This is a genomic window from Nonomuraea sp. NPDC050536 (genome assembly GCF_044457685.1).
Classification (GTDB): domain Bacteria; phylum Actinomycetota; class Actinomycetes; order Streptosporangiales; family Streptosporangiaceae; genus Nonomuraea.
Genome location: NZ_JBITHD010000029.1, coordinates 1 through 15593 on the forward strand (window position 1 = coordinate 1; position 15593 = coordinate 15593).

Genomic DNA, 15593 nt, shown 5'->3' on the forward strand with positions numbered 1-15593 from the left:
GGGTTGCCCTGCTCGGAAACCCATCCCTCGGGGTTCCCCTCCGGGGTGGGGGATGGGTTTCCGAGCAGGGCAACCACCCACCGGGACCCATTTGCCCAGGTCAGGCTCCTCATTTCGCGCTAGTTGCTGGGATAGCGGTTGAGACGGCGATCCAGTGCATTCGACGGTGGTTCCCTGCCGCTTCTTGATCGCTTCTACGCCTGACCTGGCAAGACCAGGTGTGTCAGGGGATAGGCCGTGACGATCGCCGGCGATGGCGGGCGTGATCGTACGGCTGGGGCGATCGGCGCCGTGGGACCTCCTCCGTCGGCCCCACGCCATCGAGCCCGGGCGCCGGTCGTGTCCGTCCGCGGCGTGGGCACGGCCAGCCGTACGGCGCAGCCGCGCCCCGTGCGCGGCGGCGGGCTAATCGTCAAGGATGGCCGGATGCTGTTGGCCTGGAGGCGGCCGGGAGCATCGCGATGGCGCTGGCGTCGGTGAGCACGGGAGCGTATCCGGCGCTGCGCAGCGCTCTGAGGGTCACTGCCGGGGGCTGGGCGGAGACGATGACCGTGGGAGCAACCAGCTGCAGGTCCAGCGGCTTCAGCGCGCGATGCGCCGAGCGGGTCACTTCGGCGGCCAGGCCGACGTCGGCACAGCGCAGGACGCAGCCGGCGGGAACGACCTCGAGGTGGCCGTGCCGGCGGGCCGCGTCGGCGATCAGGTATTCCAGCGCCTGCGGCAGGGGATTGTGGGCGGCTTGGCGGAGCCGGTGGAGCAGATCGTCGGCGTCCGCGCCGGCGTCCAAGGCGCGGCGGAGCGAGGCCTGACTGAAGCGCCAGATCCCAGCCTGGCCGTGGTGGTTTTCCCGGTCGGCGGCCTCGTCCAGCAGTGCCGTGAGGTCGGCGCTGGCCAGGCCGGGGACGAGCGCGGTCAGGTCGGTTTGGAAGTGCGCCTGCTGGTGAGGGGCGGGCAGGAGCGGGGTGAAGGCCTCGAGGAGTTCTTCGGTCAGCGCGGTGGCTGTGGCAGGGGAAAGCTGGTCGGCACAGTCGCCGCCTGGCAGGTGATCGTGCAGGATGCGTCCCGGCCGGGTGAGCGCGCCGAGGGCGACCAGGCCGAGCATCTGGGCTTCGGCCAGGGTAGCGGCGATCTCTTCGGCGGAGCGGTCGCCGATGCACTCGGGGCGCTGCCAGCGCACCGTCCATGCCAGGGGGCGCCCGGCAGGCCGGGTCCCGGCGGAGTCGGGGGGGTCGGGGGGGTCGGCCAGGCCGGTGCCGGGAGGAAGATTGGCCAGGCAGGCCAGGACGGCGCGGCGCAGCCCGGCCGCGCACCGGTCCTCGACAGCGGCCAGGACCGCGGGAACGTCCTTGTCGGAGGGATACCAGGTGATCGAACCGGGGAAGGCGGCCCAGGCGATGATCAGTGGGGTGAGCCGGGCAGCGGGGCTGTGCTGGGCCCAGGCGTGGTAGCGAGCCGAGGGCACCAGGGTGGGACCGGTAAGGGTGCCCTCCTCGACGGACGACGGCGTGGCCGATCCGGATCGGCCACGCTGGGCGGAGCCGCCCCGGCCAAGAGAGGCGGGCGGTGGGCCGGGGTCGACGGCGAGCAGGTGCGCGGCCCGGGCCAGCTCGATCCAGAACCGCACTTGTGGGAGTGGGATCTTCATGGCGGTGGCCAGGCGTTTGACCTCACGGGTGGCGAGTGCTCTATCCCTGCGGATGGTCGCCGGCCGCGCTGTCAGTGTGGCGCCCAGGAGTTCGACCATGGCCAGGGCGTGCGTGGCGGCCAGGTGAGCCTCGCCCGATATGCGCTCGGGCGGCAACTGCCGGGTGGCCGGGATGGCGGGCAGCGGGTCGAAGCGGTAGGCGGCACCGCCCAGGGCGGCGGCGACCTCGCGTGGGAGCCGGGCTCGGCCGCGCCCGGAGGGGACCAGCAAGGCGCGCTCGGCCAGCCAGCGCGCCGCCTCAGGCAGCTGACGGCCCAGCGGTGCGCTCCGGTCCGCCAGACCGGAGGAGGAGATTTGGATCTCCAGAGGGCCGGCGAGCAGGTCTGACAGCAGGGAGTTCGTCTGCAGTGGGGCGTTGGCCGTGATCGCGCGAACCCGGTCGGGGTCGGCCAGGACGGCGATCACGTCGTGTTGGATCTGTTCGCGGGTGGGCCCACCACGCGGCGCGGGGTCGGGGCCGGTCGGAGGGTAACGGTCGAGGAGCAGGAGGGCGGCGATCTGCTGGACCGGCTCCTTGGCGTAGCCGCCGGTCAGGGCTCGCTCCAGCGTCGGCGCGGCCGGCCGGGGGCCGGTGCAGTTGCGGATCAGGACCGGTACCCGGATACGGTCCGGCCCGGCGGGCCACAGCAGCAGCCGATCGACAAGGGAGTCGATCACTCGGTGGGCGTGGTCGGCCAGGTCGGGACGGGCGCTGCCGGCGACGGCAGCCACCAGATGGGCGATCTGGATGATCGTGGAGTGGCCGCCGCGGTAGCCGGTCATCGGCGCATAGCGGGAGGCCTTGGCCGGGTGCGGGGCGTCTGGGCCCTCGGCCAGGCTGACGGCGGCGCCCAGGACGTCGTGCTCGGCCATGGTCAGGGCATGCAGGGCCCGGCAGCCGTATTGGTCGTCACGGACAGCCTGCGCCAGCGCCTCCAGATCATCCGTCCGGCCGGGGTTCACGCCCGGGCGGGCGGCCAGCAGTGTGGCCATCTGCTGCGGGGTGCGGGTCGCGAGCCAGTCGGTGAGATCATTCAGCGCGCTCATGGCCGCATCTTCCTGTCCCTGCCGATCTTGGGGAAGATCGAATTCGTTGAAAGTGGTTGCGCGACACGCTCTCACAGTCCTGGAACCACGGTTCACAGTTGCGCCATGATTGGCGACCATGAGCGGACGCAAGCCCGGCCCTCCGGCCACCGTGGTACACCGGTACTCCCAGTCGATCACCGATGCCGAGTTGCTGCGTTTGCTGAAGGCGCGGCACGCCCAATGGGGCGGCTCGTTCGCCTCGACGGTCGAGCGCATCCTGGCCGAGGCTCTCAAACCGCAGTCTCAGTCCGCCGCGATTGCCCAGGAGGAGCTCCCGCTCGGCTCCAAGCCAATCCACGACGACAAGGTGGCCGCCTAGCCCTCCGTTCGGCTGGCTCACATCGCTATGGAGATGACCCCATGACGTAGAAAAGCCCCGCCAGGAGCGGGGCCCTTCTCGCAGACGTTACGAGTCTCCAGATCATTCAGCTCGGCACCGACCAAAGTTCGGGCTGAACGACGAAGAGATTCGTCCGGCGATCTTTACCGCTGGTCCGTGGGTGGACCGAGCGGCCTTTGTTGTGCCTCCCATACCTAGAAAGGCACGGCCATGCTACCTGGCCACCACGAGGTCATGCCAGCATGCCCGGATTCTCAATCCGTGGCGTGTCGGACATCCTCGCCGGAACCGCCCCTTCGCTCCTATCGTTATCCCGCTGCGGCTGCGGGGAGAAACGCGCGTTTTAGCCTTCCGCGCTGCCGTCGCGGCGGAGCTGGGTCGTGACGGCCGTGGCGGCTCATGCCCGGCTGGCGGAACTGCCGTGCGGCAGCGTGAAGATCCCGCTGGGTCTGCCGCGTGGCGCGGCCTGGCCGGTGGTGGCGCAGATCGCCGCGCTATCGCAGCGGGCCGCGGGCTGTACGGCCAGCATCGGCTACCTGGCCGGACGACTCGATCTGCATCCCTCCACGGTGTACGAGGCCCTGGTGGCGGCCGAGGGGTGGGTCGTCACCGAGACCCGGGGGCGGGTGACCCGGCGCTGGCTGGCGGCCATCCCGGCCGGCGGGGCGTGGGTGCGGATCTCCTATCGCGCCGCGGCCGGCGTCGGCTGCCACAGCGTAGACGGCAGGTGGACCGCTCGGCGCAATCGCTCGCTGCTGCTGGAGCTGTATTGCCAGCTGCGCCGCGACGAGGCGATAGGCCGGGTCCGTGATCAGAGCGCGCTGGCCGCTGCCTTGGCGGTCACCGACCGGACGGTGCGGTCCCTGCTGAGGACGCTGGAGTGCGATGGGTGGATCACGGCGCGCCGCTCCGGACGGTTGATTGCCTGGCGTACTCATGACGCGCCTCTGTACGTCGCCTCCTGCGCCGGCACCGACGAGCAGGGCCCAGACTCGCAGGAGGAGCCGGAACGATCTCGGAACCTGACCCGAAATGATCTTGGAACTTCGGGCGAAACGATCTCGGAAGCTGACGCGGTACAGAAGCGGGAGCCTGAAGCGGGATGTGAGAAGCGTGATGATCCTCCTCTCGCCGTAGGCGCCGCTGGGGTAGGTGAGGGCGGGGACCGCGACGCGCTGTCGCGCGAGAGGCCAACAGACCTCGAGCGCCAGGACCTACAGCGACCGCGAGTGCCGGGCGCGCCCAGCGTCGTGACAGCGATCCCGCTGGAGTGGCAGATCAGGATGACGGCCGACGAACGCGATCGCCTGGTCGGGGCCATCGAGCAGGAGATGTCCAGCGGCCGGAGCGTCGCCGAGATGCTGGCGCGTGTGCGCCGTCGGCTGAAGCCCTGGTGTGGCCAACGCCCGCGGCGAGCGATAGCCGCTGCGTTGATCGTTATCCGGCGTGGTTACGACTGCCCACGCCCCGATTGTGAGGATCATCTGCTGCCCTCCGGGCATCCATGCGGGGCCTGCGCCGAGCTCGGTGCTGAGGTGAACCGCGAGCGCCGCACAGCCTCCTTGACGTCCCGCTCTGCGGTCGGCGCGGCCGCAGAGCGGGAGGAAGAGGAGTCGCCACGGACGTCGGGGTGGCAACCACCGAGGGTGGTCGGCACAGCTGCCCAGGTTCGGGATGACGGCGGCGAGCAGGCACACCGGGGTGCCGCTTTGGCCCGCTGCCTGCTGCAGGCCAAGGGCCTTCCCGCATGATGTTGCCCAGCTCGTCTCGCACATGTTCCCGATCCCAACCGGGTCAGCGGGGTGATGGTGGGCGAGGATCTGAAGGTCGACAGGCAGGATTCGACACGGCGGCAGCTGCACGGCGCCGGGTATGCCAAGGGCCCGGACGCGTCAGGCTGTCCGGGCCCGTCGATGCCTTGCGGTCGTCTATGCCGTGATTGTCAGCCAGTGGAGGTCGCGTCGCCCGAGCCGAGCCCCTCTCTACCTGGTCGGGCGGTGCCGGGCGGTGTGCTTGCGCGCCTCGCGGATCTCAGCACACGTACTGTGTGCCATGACGTCGTCGAGCCTGAGTTCAGCGGTCTGGCATCGGGACGCGGCCAGACCGGTCAGATCCGAGGGCTTGGGGATGCCGGCGACCACGTGCTCGACCGTAGCGATCATCCGGTCCTCCCAGTCGACCGCCTCGGCTCCGCGACACTGGCCGGGCTGCATGTGCACGCGCGCCTTCCGGCAGACGGTCCTGCGGTCGGCGGGGCCGACCGAGGTGTACCGGTCGTGGGAGTTGCCCTCGCGATGGCAGCGGGTGCAGTGAAAGGTCACCATCGGCACCAGGTCCTGGCCGGACTTCTCCTGCATGGACCTCAGGGCCGGGTGGCCGACCAGCTCGTAGACGACGACCTGGCCGTTGCCGTCGCTGAAGGGGTATTCGGTGACGATGCCCTGCCCGTCCGGGTTCCAGGTGGTGACGGGGATCAGGGCGTTCCACGGGTCGGTGTTGGGCCACCGATCGGCGTACGTGCCGCGCTCGTTGAGGGCGGCGAAGGGGATTGGTGCCTGCGGATTAGCCTCGATCTGGGAGATCAGGTCGGCCGCTCCGATCCACAGCACGGAGTGCTCCTGGCTCTCGAGTCCCGCCACTCCGAAAGTGCCGGCCGGACGGAATTCCTCCGGGAAGACCTCGGTCAGCGGGCGGAACTGAGGGCTGTCGCGTTCGATAACGTCCACCCAGCTCAGCCGGTAGGAGTCAGCTCGTTGCACGTAGGTCTTGCTGGTGGCCGACAGGTGATGGGTATTTCCGGGGATATCGGCAGGGGGAAGAACCAGCATTGGATCTCTACCTCTCTGGAATTCGGATGACGCGCGGCAGGTGGGCATGGAGATGCTTGACCTCGACCTCGCGGCCGCGAGCGCGCACCTGGCGGGCTGTGATCTCGACCAGGCTGGCGGCGCGATGTTTGCCACCAGCACAGCCGATGGCGATCGCCTTCGGCCCCGCGGGCAGGAGCGCGTAGTCGACGAGGTTGTCGATGAGCTCGCGCGCGCCGGCGGTGTTGAGGACGATTTCCTGCACGCGGGGATGAAGGCCGTCCAGGTCGAGGATGTCGCGGGCGGCGGCGGGATCTCTGAGCCGGTCACGGACGTCTTCGACCCGGTCGGCGGCCGGGGGAATCGGACGTCCTTCGGAGTCAGTAGGCAGGTGCAGGTAGCCGAACGAGATGAGGCGCAGCGGGGTCATGGCTTCGAGGCTCCTGTCGATGCTGGGCAAGTGGGGCATGTCGAGGGGGTCGGTTTCCCCGGGGAGGTCACCAGTTGCGGTTGAGCTTGTCGAGATCGTCCAGCTCGCGGTCGATCGCCTCGTGGATGACGTCGTACTTTGGCGGGTTGCCGCGGGATTGCCGGGCCACACGGGCCAGGCCGAGAAGCTCGATCTCGATGTCCGTGCGCCGCATCTCCGGGTCATGGTCCAGGTCTCGTTGTTTCACTGAGGTCTCCTACAGGGTGTTGGCCTTCGTATGGCTCCTGAGCCGCGGATGTGGTCGACGTGCTCGCGGGGCGTGCCTCGTGGCTGCCTGGGGTGAGCGCAGCACCTGGTCGAGTTCGTCGTCGCGCGAGTTCGGGCTTGGCAGTTCCGGGCGGACCCAGCAGCAGGCTGTGCTGTCCGGCGAGCACCGCGGACATCCTTCGCTTGCCGGATATCAGGTGTGCAGGTGTCTCAAGGTCGTTGCCTTGCGAGGGATAGGTGGTAGCTGGACACGTACCTGGCGATCAGGGGTGGGGGTGGCTACCGGTGAATCCACCAAGCACCGAGCTGGCGCGCTTCCTCGACGGCGGCCTTCTGCTGTTCGAGGTGCCAGCGGGCGTTGGTCATATCGCCTCTACCGGCGGCTTTGGCGGCGGCGGCGCAGTGGCCGTCCCTAGCTCGCTGCGCATCGCTTAACTGCTCCTGTTCGATCTCCTCGGGAGAGGGGGCAGGCGCTGTCTTCCGGAACCAGACCATTCGTGAAGCCTCCTAGCCAAGATCAGTTCACGTTGTCCTGTTGATATGGATAACGTAAGTTCGTCCTTGGACGTTGTCAATGCCAGCACGACAACCTCGGTTCTCCGGGACGTTCGCGATCGAGGTGTGACGGCCAGGCCCCGTCACGGGCGACGTACGGATCGGAGGTCGCGTGGGGCGCCAGTGCCCATGCCGCGAGGTCTGACATGGTGGCTTGGCGCGGGCCGTGCGTCCTCTACCGTTGATCATCGGCGGCCGTTCCGGGCTGCTGCTGTCGAGTGGGGTTTGAGGCTGCCGTGTCATCGCATAGCCGAGGTCGGCCGGGCTGGCTGCATGTCGGTCCGCTGGAGGAGCGGGTGGTCCGGGCGTGGCCGCCGCAGGCCTTCCCGCCGGCGCCGGCGCTGCTGGCGATCATGACTTTGGCTGCGGTGCCGCAAGGCCTGGCGCGGCGTCTGGCAGCGCATCTGACCGGCGGGATCGTCATCGGTGTGGGCGCGGTGCCGGACCTGCCGGGGTTCGAGCACTTACGCAACGTTCGGCTCCCGGTGCAGGCTGAGGCGACCTGGGAGCAGTCGGCCGGCATCTACGATCCGGAGCTGCGGCGGATCGGAGTGGGCAGTGTGAAGTCGCCGTCGGCCTCGGTGTGCGCGCACGAGCTGGGGCACGCCATCGATCACATGGACGATCGGCCCTCGCAGACGTCGTTTTGGCTGGTGCTGCACGAACTGAACCGGGAGATGCTGCTGCCGCCGTACAACGCCAGCAGGGAGGAGCTGTGGGCCGAGTGCGTGGCGTGCGTGCTGAGCAGGCAGGCGCGAGCGCTGGTCCGGCTACTGGGTGACGAGGACGCCGCCCGCCGGGTCTATCTGTGGCTACAGGACCGCTATGGACTCGGCTGAGCATGGCCGCGCCGCGCACCCCGGGGCTATGCTGGCGACCGAGAGCCGTAACGTTTGGGACAGGAAGGACCCGTTGTGACCGTGACCATGCTCCCGGATGGCCACCTGCTCGTCCCGACCGCGGCCGTGCTGCCCAACGGCGCGCACGTCGACGGCGCCCGCGAGGTCGCCCCTGAGGATCCGGACTACGAGATGTGGCTGCCCCTGGCCGCGCCGGAGGGTTCCAGCATGGGGACGGCCGAGGATGAGGAGCTCTTCCGGCGGTGGGCGCGCGTCGAAAGCGCCTGATCGCCCTGCGATTGTGAGGCGGGTGCGCCTGAAGGCGCGCCCGCCTCTGTGCGTTCCGAGGGTGGTCAGCCGAACAGGCCGCTCGGCGTCGACCAGAAGCTCTGGGGCCCGCCATCGTCGCGTCCGGCGCCGGGCTGGCCGTCGCGCTCGTCCAGCTCGAGCGGTACGTAGCCCGCCAGGAGCACACCCTCTTCCATGAACTCGGCGAGCTGGTCGTCGGAGACCTGCTCATCGATGACCGGAGCGGCGCCGTACATCGGGCGCGGCCCGATGAGCAGCAGCAGCTGCTGGCGGCCGCGGACGGCCTCGACCCACGCGTCAGGGACGTCGAGGGCGCCCAGATACAGGTGATCTGGCTGCTGCCCATCCTGCGGCTCGCTCGTCCGTACGGCCAGCCACTGCGGCGCCAGGGTGGAGGGCCAGCCTCGTACGATCCGCACCGACCAGCCTTCCGCGACCTCGGTGGCCTCCATCGGGTCGTCGAATCCGTCCGGTTCCCATAGCTGCATCTCCAGCTCCGCCAGCCAGGCCGCCGCGCCCTGGCCGTGGTCCTGGGTGACCTCGATGCGGATCAGCAGCGCCGGCTCGCGTGTTGCCGGCCGCTCGGCGTCGGGTTCGGCGGGAAGCAGGACCGGGTGCGCCGTGATGGCGAACTCGCCTTCCATCTCAGGCCGGGCGCTGGCCGGCACGCGGATGCCGACCGGGTCGCGCGGCAGGTCGATGGGGTAGATCCACGACAGCTGCGATGGGGCGCAGCGCGCGTGATTCCGCTTCGAGCCGACCATGCGAGTGAGCGGGGATAGGTCAGGGTCGTAGCCGGTGGCGATGATCTGGAGAGTGGTCTGCTCCTGGCGGGCGTCGCCGTCATCCCCGCACCACTCGCAGACGTAGGTGGGGGTGCGGTTGGCCAGCCAGGAACGCATGTCTTCGACGTCGTCGAGGGAGACTCCGCGCCACCCCTGGCCGCGCATGAACGCCTGCACCTCGTCGGACAGGACGTAGCGGAGCTCGCTGTCCAGGCGTCGCCAGTCTTCGCGGATCGCGGCCAGGGCGACCTGGTAGGGCTCGTCAGTGTGCCGCTGGCGACGGCGGGCAGCACGCTGCAGGTCGCGGTCGTTGTTCGACATGGTTGTCCCGTCCGGCGGCGGCTCTGCCCACGCGCTGGCCCCCGCCTGGTCGAGATGTCGATCGCGCTCGCGCCGAAGTCTGCCAAGAACGGAGGTGATCGCTCGTCGTCTCGCCGCTACCCCGAGGTGCGCCGTCCCCGCGTGGGCGGAACGGACCGGGATCCCCACCCATCACGGTGGGGGCTGAAGCGCCAGCGCGACTGACTTTATCCCAGCTGAGTACGGAAGGGCAGGGTCTTGCCCGTCCGCCGTGACGATGCTCCTGGCGCAGATGCGGGTCGGTGGTCGGCCGGCATCTCGGGAGCCATCCCTGGCTGTCGTCCCGCTCGTCTTCGTGTGAGCTTCTGGACGGTCAGGAGACGGGGGTGGCTGGGTCGTTGAGGACGAGCTCGTAGAGGCTTTCCACGGCGAACGTACGCAGTAGTCGGCCGATCAGCCGTTGGGTCACGGCGCCGGGGGCCACGTTGAGTTCTGCCCAGGTGACCTCGGTGGTCTCGGTGTACTCCGTCTCATCGTAGCGGGTTGATTCGGCATATCCCCAGCTCTGTAGTCCGGAATATGCGCGCAGGCCCGCCAGGCCGGTGGCGCCGAAGGCCAGTGCCCAGTTGCCGAAGTACCCTGCGTGTTCGGCCGCTGCCAGGACCAGCGCTAGGAAGCGCCGGGTGTAGTTGGCGGCGGCAGCATCGAACAAGACCCGCTGGTCGTCGCTGTCCTCGCGATGGTCCCCGCCCAGGGTGTCGGAGAAGCGGCTGAAGAAGATGCGGAGCCCGCCGTCTTCGTGGACGCTCAGTTCGACAACCTTGTCCGTCAGGATGTTGGCTGCAGGGGTGTATTGGCGGCCTTTCGCGAGGTTGTAGGTGGTCAGCGCGGCCCCGCGACCGCGTCGGGAGGGGCGATCGGCCTGCCGGAGGGACGGTTCGATCGGGAAGGGCTGGAGCAGCGCGTCGAGGGCCGGGGTGTGTGCTTGCTGGCTGAAGGCGAAGAGACGGCGATTCCACTGATCGCCGCTGACGAGGTCGAGCAGCATGTCGCGGCGGCCTGTCAGCGGCTGGGCGACCAGGAAGAGGTGGGCGCTGCGCTGCGGGTCGTCCAGGATTGGATCCCGGACGATCTCCTGCCGGAGCAGGGACAGGGCATCGAGCTGGCTGACGCGACGACGCTCGTGGAGGCGGCTGACCTCGGCATCGGACAGGACGATCTTGGTCGTGTCGCCGCGCCCGTAATACCTCCCGTCGACCATGTGCGGCGCGGCGGGGCTGGCCGGGATGTGAATGATGAGATAGCCCCGCGCTGGATCGGCGTCGGTGTGGATCGGTTCGGTGAGGATGGTCAGAGGCTGGTCAGGGATACTGCGGGCGATCTGGTCCATCCTCTCGGCGAGCCCGTTCAGCGGCTGGGGAGCCAGAGTGAAGGTCCGGTTCTGCTTGTCCTCGGCCACCCCGATGATCAATGTGCCGCCGTCGACGGCGAAGGAGGCCATGTCGCGAGCGGCTTCCCGGTTATCGCCCTTGGTGGCAGGGACCTCTTTGAGATCGAGGTAGTGCGACTCTCGCAGTAGACCGTCGTCAATGGCCTGCTGCAGGTCAGCCTCGGTCTTCGGGGTCCACCGCGGGTTGATCGGGGACAGGTAGATCGGCGTCACGACGTCCTCACAATCTGGCGGAGCCGAATGTCTTCGCCGTTGGCGGGCGAGACATCGGCAAGTCCTAGCCCATCGAGGAGTTAACCGCATCTCGGCTGGTGGCGCGGGGGTTGGTGAGACCTGCCTGGCGCCCCCTAACGGGCTTTGTCGATCACCGCGGCGGCCGTCGACGCGCCCGGCAGGGTTGGTGACCATGACGCGGAGAGGCATCGTTGTGCCCGCTATGCGTCATGGTCGCCTTCGGACTGTGCCGCCTTGCGGCGGGCGCGGGACGCTTTCGCCTTGCACGCCCGGCGGCAGTAGAGCGCATCAGCCCGTCTGCCGCTCGGCATCAGCATCCCGCACTGCGCGCACCGGCGATGCGCGGCCACCAGGGCGAGCTCCTCGGCGCTGGCGATGCCCCGCAACGCGCGGCCGGACGCGATCGCGAAGTCCAACGCGGCGGCGTGCTTCTTGCGCCAGCGGTAGGCCTTGGCCACGCACGCCGGGTTACAGAACCTGCGCCGCCGCGAGGCTCCGGGCGGCAGCAGGTTCCGGCACGGCCGCCAGGCACACCGCCGCCTGCTCACCCTGGAAGATGTACCCCTCCGCGAACGGCACAGGACCGTTACGGCAGTCAGGGGGCGCAGACCAGCAAGCGGCTCTACCTACTCATTAGGGCGCGGACAAGATCGTCAGTCTGCTCAGGTGCGTCAGGACGCTTCCTTCGCTGTTGCGGTGAGCTCTTCCTTCGCCGCGGCAGGCTCCTTGCTCGCGGCCGGTGTTGCGGTCGGTTCCTTTGGCGCGGTCGGCTCCTTGGGCACCGCGGGTTGGACCATGCCGCGCAGCACGTCGGAAGCGAGCGACGCCCGCTGCTCAACTGGCAGGTCCTGAAGAGATACAAAGAAACGTTCCGCGGCCAGGTAGCGGAAGAACTCCAGCGGCTGGGTGAAGTAGGAGCGCAGGTTGATGGCGGCATTTTCCTGGGAGCGGACGAACGTCTTGCTGAGGTAGGCGCCAAGCGCCGCGGCGGCGGCACCGAGCGCCCCGGTGACGATGCCGGCTGAGGCGGTCGTGACCGAGAGGCCGAGGTACGCGAACACAGCCAGCAGTAGAAACCCGCCGCCCATCGCGTATTGGGCGTTGCGGAAGCTCCTGCGCGCCTGGCCCGTAGCGATCTCGTGGTAGTAGGTGAGCCGTTTGTCCGTGACATCCCACACCCTGGACAGCTTCAACGCTTCTTCCTGCTTCAGCGCTTCCTCAGCGGCGCGCAGCGCCGCGCTGGCCTCGTCGGTTCGCCGTTGTGCTTGGCGGTAGTCCAAGATGATCGTGAAGAGCAGGAGGAGTACGAACGCCGCACTTATGGCGGCGAGCGCCCAGGAGACCCATCCGGGACTCGTCGTACTTGTCGGTGTTCCCCTCTTCGACGCCAATGCATTAAGGATCACAACCACGACCCCGCCAACGGTCACAAAACCCACAGTCCAAACCGCCGCGCGGCCCCAGTCGCTCCGCTGTGTCGTACCTGGATTGGGCGGGTTGGCAGGTGGGTTGGCCTGGTCGGATGTAGGCTCGCCGGTCATGCGATCACCGTATGGATCGTCATCTGATGCGGTTGCGAGATCGCGGAATCTACGACGTAAAGGGCTGGCGAAATCTACTTTGTAAGGGACGCTCCTCGGGGTAGAGCACGGCCACCCTTGCTGGCGCGTCGTGCCGCGCCGTACGGCGTGCGCGCCGTCAGCGTCGACGCCCGAATCGTGTCCGCATGTCCGGTAGTACGAGGAGGGGGAGCGGCATCGCCGCTTGTTCTCCGAGGAAGGTGTGCGACCCCGGCGGCTTTACAACGTAGATTTCCACACTCGGCAGTAACGGCGCTCATCCCGCACCCGTCGCCGCCGCTCTTTGCAGTCGCTCCAAGCGGGCCCGCGTGCGCGCCCGAGCTAGCGCCAGCTCCCGCGGATCCACCACACCGTCATCGACGGGGGGAACCCACTCACGCTCCACCAGACGTGGCACCGCGGTTGCGGGGGCGGGAAGCGGCGCCGCCTGGTCGACCAGGCGGCGGGCCGCCAGCGCGCGGTAGGCCTGCACCGCGGCAAGACGACCCGGATCACTACAACGCGCGTTAGCGGCCACCGGCGGCGCCGGTGCGAGCGCCTCGTTCCGGCTCAGTCGCGGCGCCGGCGCCGGGCGTGGCCCGGCCGCGCTCGTGTCCTCCAGCTGCTGCTGGAGGACACGCCAGGTCTCATACTCGGCGCGCTGGCGCGCCAGCCTCGCAGCGCGCTGCTGCGAGGGCAGCGCCAGCACCTGGCCGTCCGGTCCGATCCAGGCCTGCAGCCGATGCCGCACCCACCCCGGAACGTGCCGCAGCTCCTCCACGCTGGACCAGGTGTAGGTCCACCGGCTGTCATCCGGCCGCACATCCAGCGCATGCAGCACGTCGGCCGGGGTCGCCCCCGCCGCCCAGAACTCCCGCAGCGCCCAGCGCAGATACCAGGCCGTCATCCGGCGCAGCGCCGCCGACTCCCGCCGCAACCGCTCACACGCTGCCAGCCGATCACGTTTGGTCCCCGGCGTCTCGTGCAATGCCCACCCTGTCGAGATGCGCGAATGATCACGAGAGGGTGATCGTCGCGCGCGCGCGTGCGATGGATCCTGTATCTCTCCCGATGGGAGAGATACAGAGGGGGGTGCAGTTATCTTTTGAGGCTGATGAGCGGTTTGTGATTGGTGTGGTTGGCGAGGAGGCACGTCGATGCGCCGCCGCACGCACAGCACCCAGACCGCGGCACGGTTGCCGAACCCGTCGTCCAGCAGGCCCGCCTGCGTCCCCTTGCGGTAGCGCACGGTCGTGCCTTCCTCGACCGTGCCCAGCCAGCCGCGATGCCGCAGCCAGCGCACGTGCCGCTTGACCGTGTCCCGCGACAGACCCGTCCGCTCCGCGATACCGGCCAGCGTCGGCCGCGAGCACAACGTCTTCCAGTCGGCCAGGTAGGTGATGACCTGCGCGACCCGCATCAAGTTCGTGTAGCCGTCATAGCGCAGCTCGAGAACCTCCAGGTCCTCTCGCAGCGCGCGCAAGAACGCCTGCTGCGACGGCGCCCGCCGCATCCCCCGTGGCACGCACGCGGCGATCAACGCCCGAGACGGCGGCCGCGCCAGATCCGGCGAATCCGACACGCCAGCGAACGCCAGCCGCGGCCGCTTCGCACTCTGCCAGCGACCAGGTGACGCACTGCGGCCGCGGGACACGGACGTGCCCAGGTCAGAAGCTGGAGCTACCACACCGGCGAGTGGGAGGCTCTGCTGGCGCTGCCCCTCTGGCGGATTTTTGGACGCGGATTTCGCCCGCCCCGGCGTGTCGTCTCCAGGGCATGGTGGGCTAACCGCGTGGAGGACTGCTATGGTCGTCTCCAAGCGTGAATGCAGAAGACTCGTTGCGATCCTCGATCAGCGCTATCGGCGGCCAAACCTTTTGAGCTGAATCGAAGATCAGGTCTTCTGGAGTTCTTCAGTTGAGAGGCGCCCCGCTCTGCGGGGCGTTTTTCTTTTGCCTGAGGCGTCTCCCGGTGGGGTTTAAGACCTGGGTAGTCAGTCCTGCATCCTTCCACGATCACAGCCTGTGGATACAGCCAGACGCGCCGATTCCCTCGGGCGTGTCGCACCGTGCAGGTACATCCACGCCCTGACGGGCACACATCGGACACCGACGCACGACAGCGGGCGGGCAGGGGCCGCGCCGCGCCCTGCCCGCTCGTTCCCGTACGTCGACCCGGTGGCCTGGCGGCCACAGCGGCTGTTGGGCTCTGCGTGGTGCTGGAGCGGCCGATGTGGCGAGATGCCGCTGTACGGCTCAGCGCGGCCCCTGTGACGCGCTGGAAGCCGCACATACGGCCCTGAAGGCCCTCGCCCGGGGAAGAGGGCGAGGGCAGTGCCAGGCGAAGCTCAGCCCACATGGACCGGCTCCGCGGTGGAGACCTGACCGGTTGGGCCGGCCAGCCCTGTCGGTTGCTCCTCGAGCGCGCCCTGGACACGCGCGGCGGCCGCCGGCGTACTCATGCGATGACCTGGATGTCGGCTGAGGCCAGGGCCTCCAGCTCGCCCGCCGTCAGCGGCTCACCGTCGACCACCGCCAGGCGCACACCCAGCTCGGCCAGCCGAGCGCTCGTCCAGGCGTGCGGCTCGCTGATCGACAGAGGGGTCTCGGCGTGCTCGGCCAGCGCCTGCGCCAGCCGTATCTGCTGCTCATCGGTCAGGTCCCTGGCGCGCAGCGCCTCCTCGGGCACGTCGGCCACCTTCGCGTACAGCCAGTCCTGGACAGCGATCCGCGGCGTCGGCGTGATCAGGCACGCCGCCACGCCGCGAATCCCGGCCTCGTACCACACCGCGAACAGCGGGTTGCTCTCGGCGGGCGGCACCATGGCGCTCAGCTCAAGGCCGGACGGGTCGGCGGTGGGGGTTGGCATCATGGAAAGGCCTCTCGGGATCTCTGGAGGGATCGGATGGGGTGAGGGCGCGTTCCCAGCGGCCGGTCTTGGTCGGG

Annotated in this window: 15 protein-coding genes; 4 read left to right on the forward strand and 11 right to left on the reverse strand. The window is 69.1% G+C overall.

What is annotated here, in order from left to right; translation table 11 throughout:
• Positions 1–412: 412 nt before the first annotated feature.
• Entirely contained in the window at positions 413–2731 is a 2319-nt protein-coding gene (locus ACIBHX_RS46470; protein ID WP_397074680.1) for a helicase-associated domain-containing protein, read from the reverse strand.
• Positions 2732–2849: 118 nt separating this feature from the next.
• Between ACIBHX_RS46470 and ACIBHX_RS46475 the strand changes: the two genes are divergently transcribed.
• Both ACIBHX_RS46475 and ACIBHX_RS46480 read left to right on the forward strand, forming a co-directional pair.
• A complete protein-coding gene (locus ACIBHX_RS46475; protein WP_397074681.1) occupies positions 2850–3092 on the forward strand; it encodes a hypothetical protein in 243 nt (80 codons plus the stop codon).
• 401 nt (positions 3093–3493) lie between these two features.
• Entirely contained in the window at positions 3494–4864 is a 1371-nt protein-coding gene (locus tag ACIBHX_RS46480) for a hypothetical protein (protein WP_397074683.1), read from the forward strand.
• Positions 4865–5095: 231 nt separating this feature from the next.
• Here ACIBHX_RS46480 and ACIBHX_RS46485 read toward each other — a convergent pair whose 3' ends face one another.
• The 4 genes from ACIBHX_RS46485 to ACIBHX_RS46500 all read right to left on the reverse strand — a co-directional run bounded on the left by ACIBHX_RS46485 (position 5096) and on the right by ACIBHX_RS46500 (position 7112).
• On the reverse strand, positions 5096–5941 hold the full coding sequence (locus ACIBHX_RS46485) for a hypothetical protein (RefSeq protein WP_397074684.1): 846 nt from the start codon (positions 5939–5941) through the stop codon (positions 5096–5098).
• Positions 5942–5948: 7 nt separating this feature from the next.
• Complete coding sequence (locus ACIBHX_RS46490; RefSeq protein WP_397074686.1) at positions 5949–6350, reverse strand: hypothetical protein; 402 nt, start codon at positions 6348–6350, stop codon at positions 5949–5951.
• A 67-nt stretch (positions 6351–6417) separates the two neighbouring features.
• The gene (locus tag ACIBHX_RS46495) at positions 6418–6597 is read right to left on the reverse strand and encodes a hypothetical protein (RefSeq protein ID WP_397074687.1); all 180 of its coding nucleotides are present in this window, start codon (positions 6595–6597) and stop codon (positions 6418–6420) included.
• 299 nt (positions 6598–6896) lie between these two features.
• Entirely contained in the window at positions 6897–7112 is a 216-nt protein-coding gene (locus ACIBHX_RS46500) for a hypothetical protein (RefSeq protein WP_397074688.1), read from the reverse strand.
• A gap of 296 nt (positions 7113–7408) precedes the next feature.
• Here ACIBHX_RS46500 and ACIBHX_RS46505 point away from each other — a divergent pair, with 296 nt between their 5' ends.
• Positions 7409–8011 carry a hypothetical protein gene (locus ACIBHX_RS46505; protein WP_397074690.1) on the forward strand — a complete coding sequence of 201 codons (603 nt, stop codon included), beginning with the start codon at positions 7409–7411 and terminating at the stop codon, positions 8009–8011.
• 75 nt (positions 8012–8086) lie between these two features.
• Entirely contained in the window at positions 8087–8299 is a 213-nt protein-coding gene (locus tag ACIBHX_RS46510; protein ID WP_397074692.1) for a hypothetical protein, read from the forward strand.
• Between the two features lie 65 nt (positions 8300–8364).
• Here ACIBHX_RS46510 and ACIBHX_RS46515 read toward each other — a convergent pair whose 3' ends face one another.
• The 6 genes from ACIBHX_RS46515 to ACIBHX_RS46540 all read right to left on the reverse strand — a co-directional run bounded on the left by ACIBHX_RS46515 (position 8365) and on the right by ACIBHX_RS46540 (position 15519).
• On the reverse strand, positions 8365–9426 hold the full coding sequence (locus ACIBHX_RS46515; RefSeq protein WP_397074693.1) for a hypothetical protein: 1062 nt from the start codon (positions 9424–9426) through the stop codon (positions 8365–8367).
• 352 nt (positions 9427–9778) lie between these two features.
• Positions 9779–11068, reverse strand: coding sequence for a helix-turn-helix domain-containing protein (locus ACIBHX_RS46520; RefSeq protein ID WP_397074695.1), 1290 nt, complete (start codon positions 11066–11068; stop codon positions 9779–9781).
• A 221-nt stretch (positions 11069–11289) separates the two neighbouring features.
• A complete protein-coding gene (locus ACIBHX_RS46525) occupies positions 11290–11547 on the reverse strand; it encodes a hypothetical protein (protein WP_397074696.1) in 258 nt (85 codons plus the stop codon).
• A 213-nt stretch (positions 11548–11760) separates the two neighbouring features.
• The gene (locus ACIBHX_RS46530) at positions 11761–12630 is read right to left on the reverse strand and encodes a hypothetical protein (RefSeq protein WP_397074698.1); all 870 of its coding nucleotides are present in this window, start codon (positions 12628–12630) and stop codon (positions 11761–11763) included.
• A gap of 295 nt (positions 12631–12925) precedes the next feature.
• Positions 12926–14131: a hypothetical protein gene (locus ACIBHX_RS46535; RefSeq protein ID WP_397074700.1), complete on the reverse strand. Its 1206-nt coding sequence runs from the start codon at positions 14129–14131 to the stop codon at positions 12926–12928.
• A gap of 974 nt (positions 14132–15105) precedes the next feature.
• Positions 15106–15519 (reverse strand): hypothetical protein, encoded by a 414-nt coding sequence (locus ACIBHX_RS46540; protein ID WP_397074701.1) that lies wholly within the window; start codon positions 15517–15519, stop codon positions 15106–15108.
• Positions 15520–15593 lie beyond the last annotated feature (74 nt).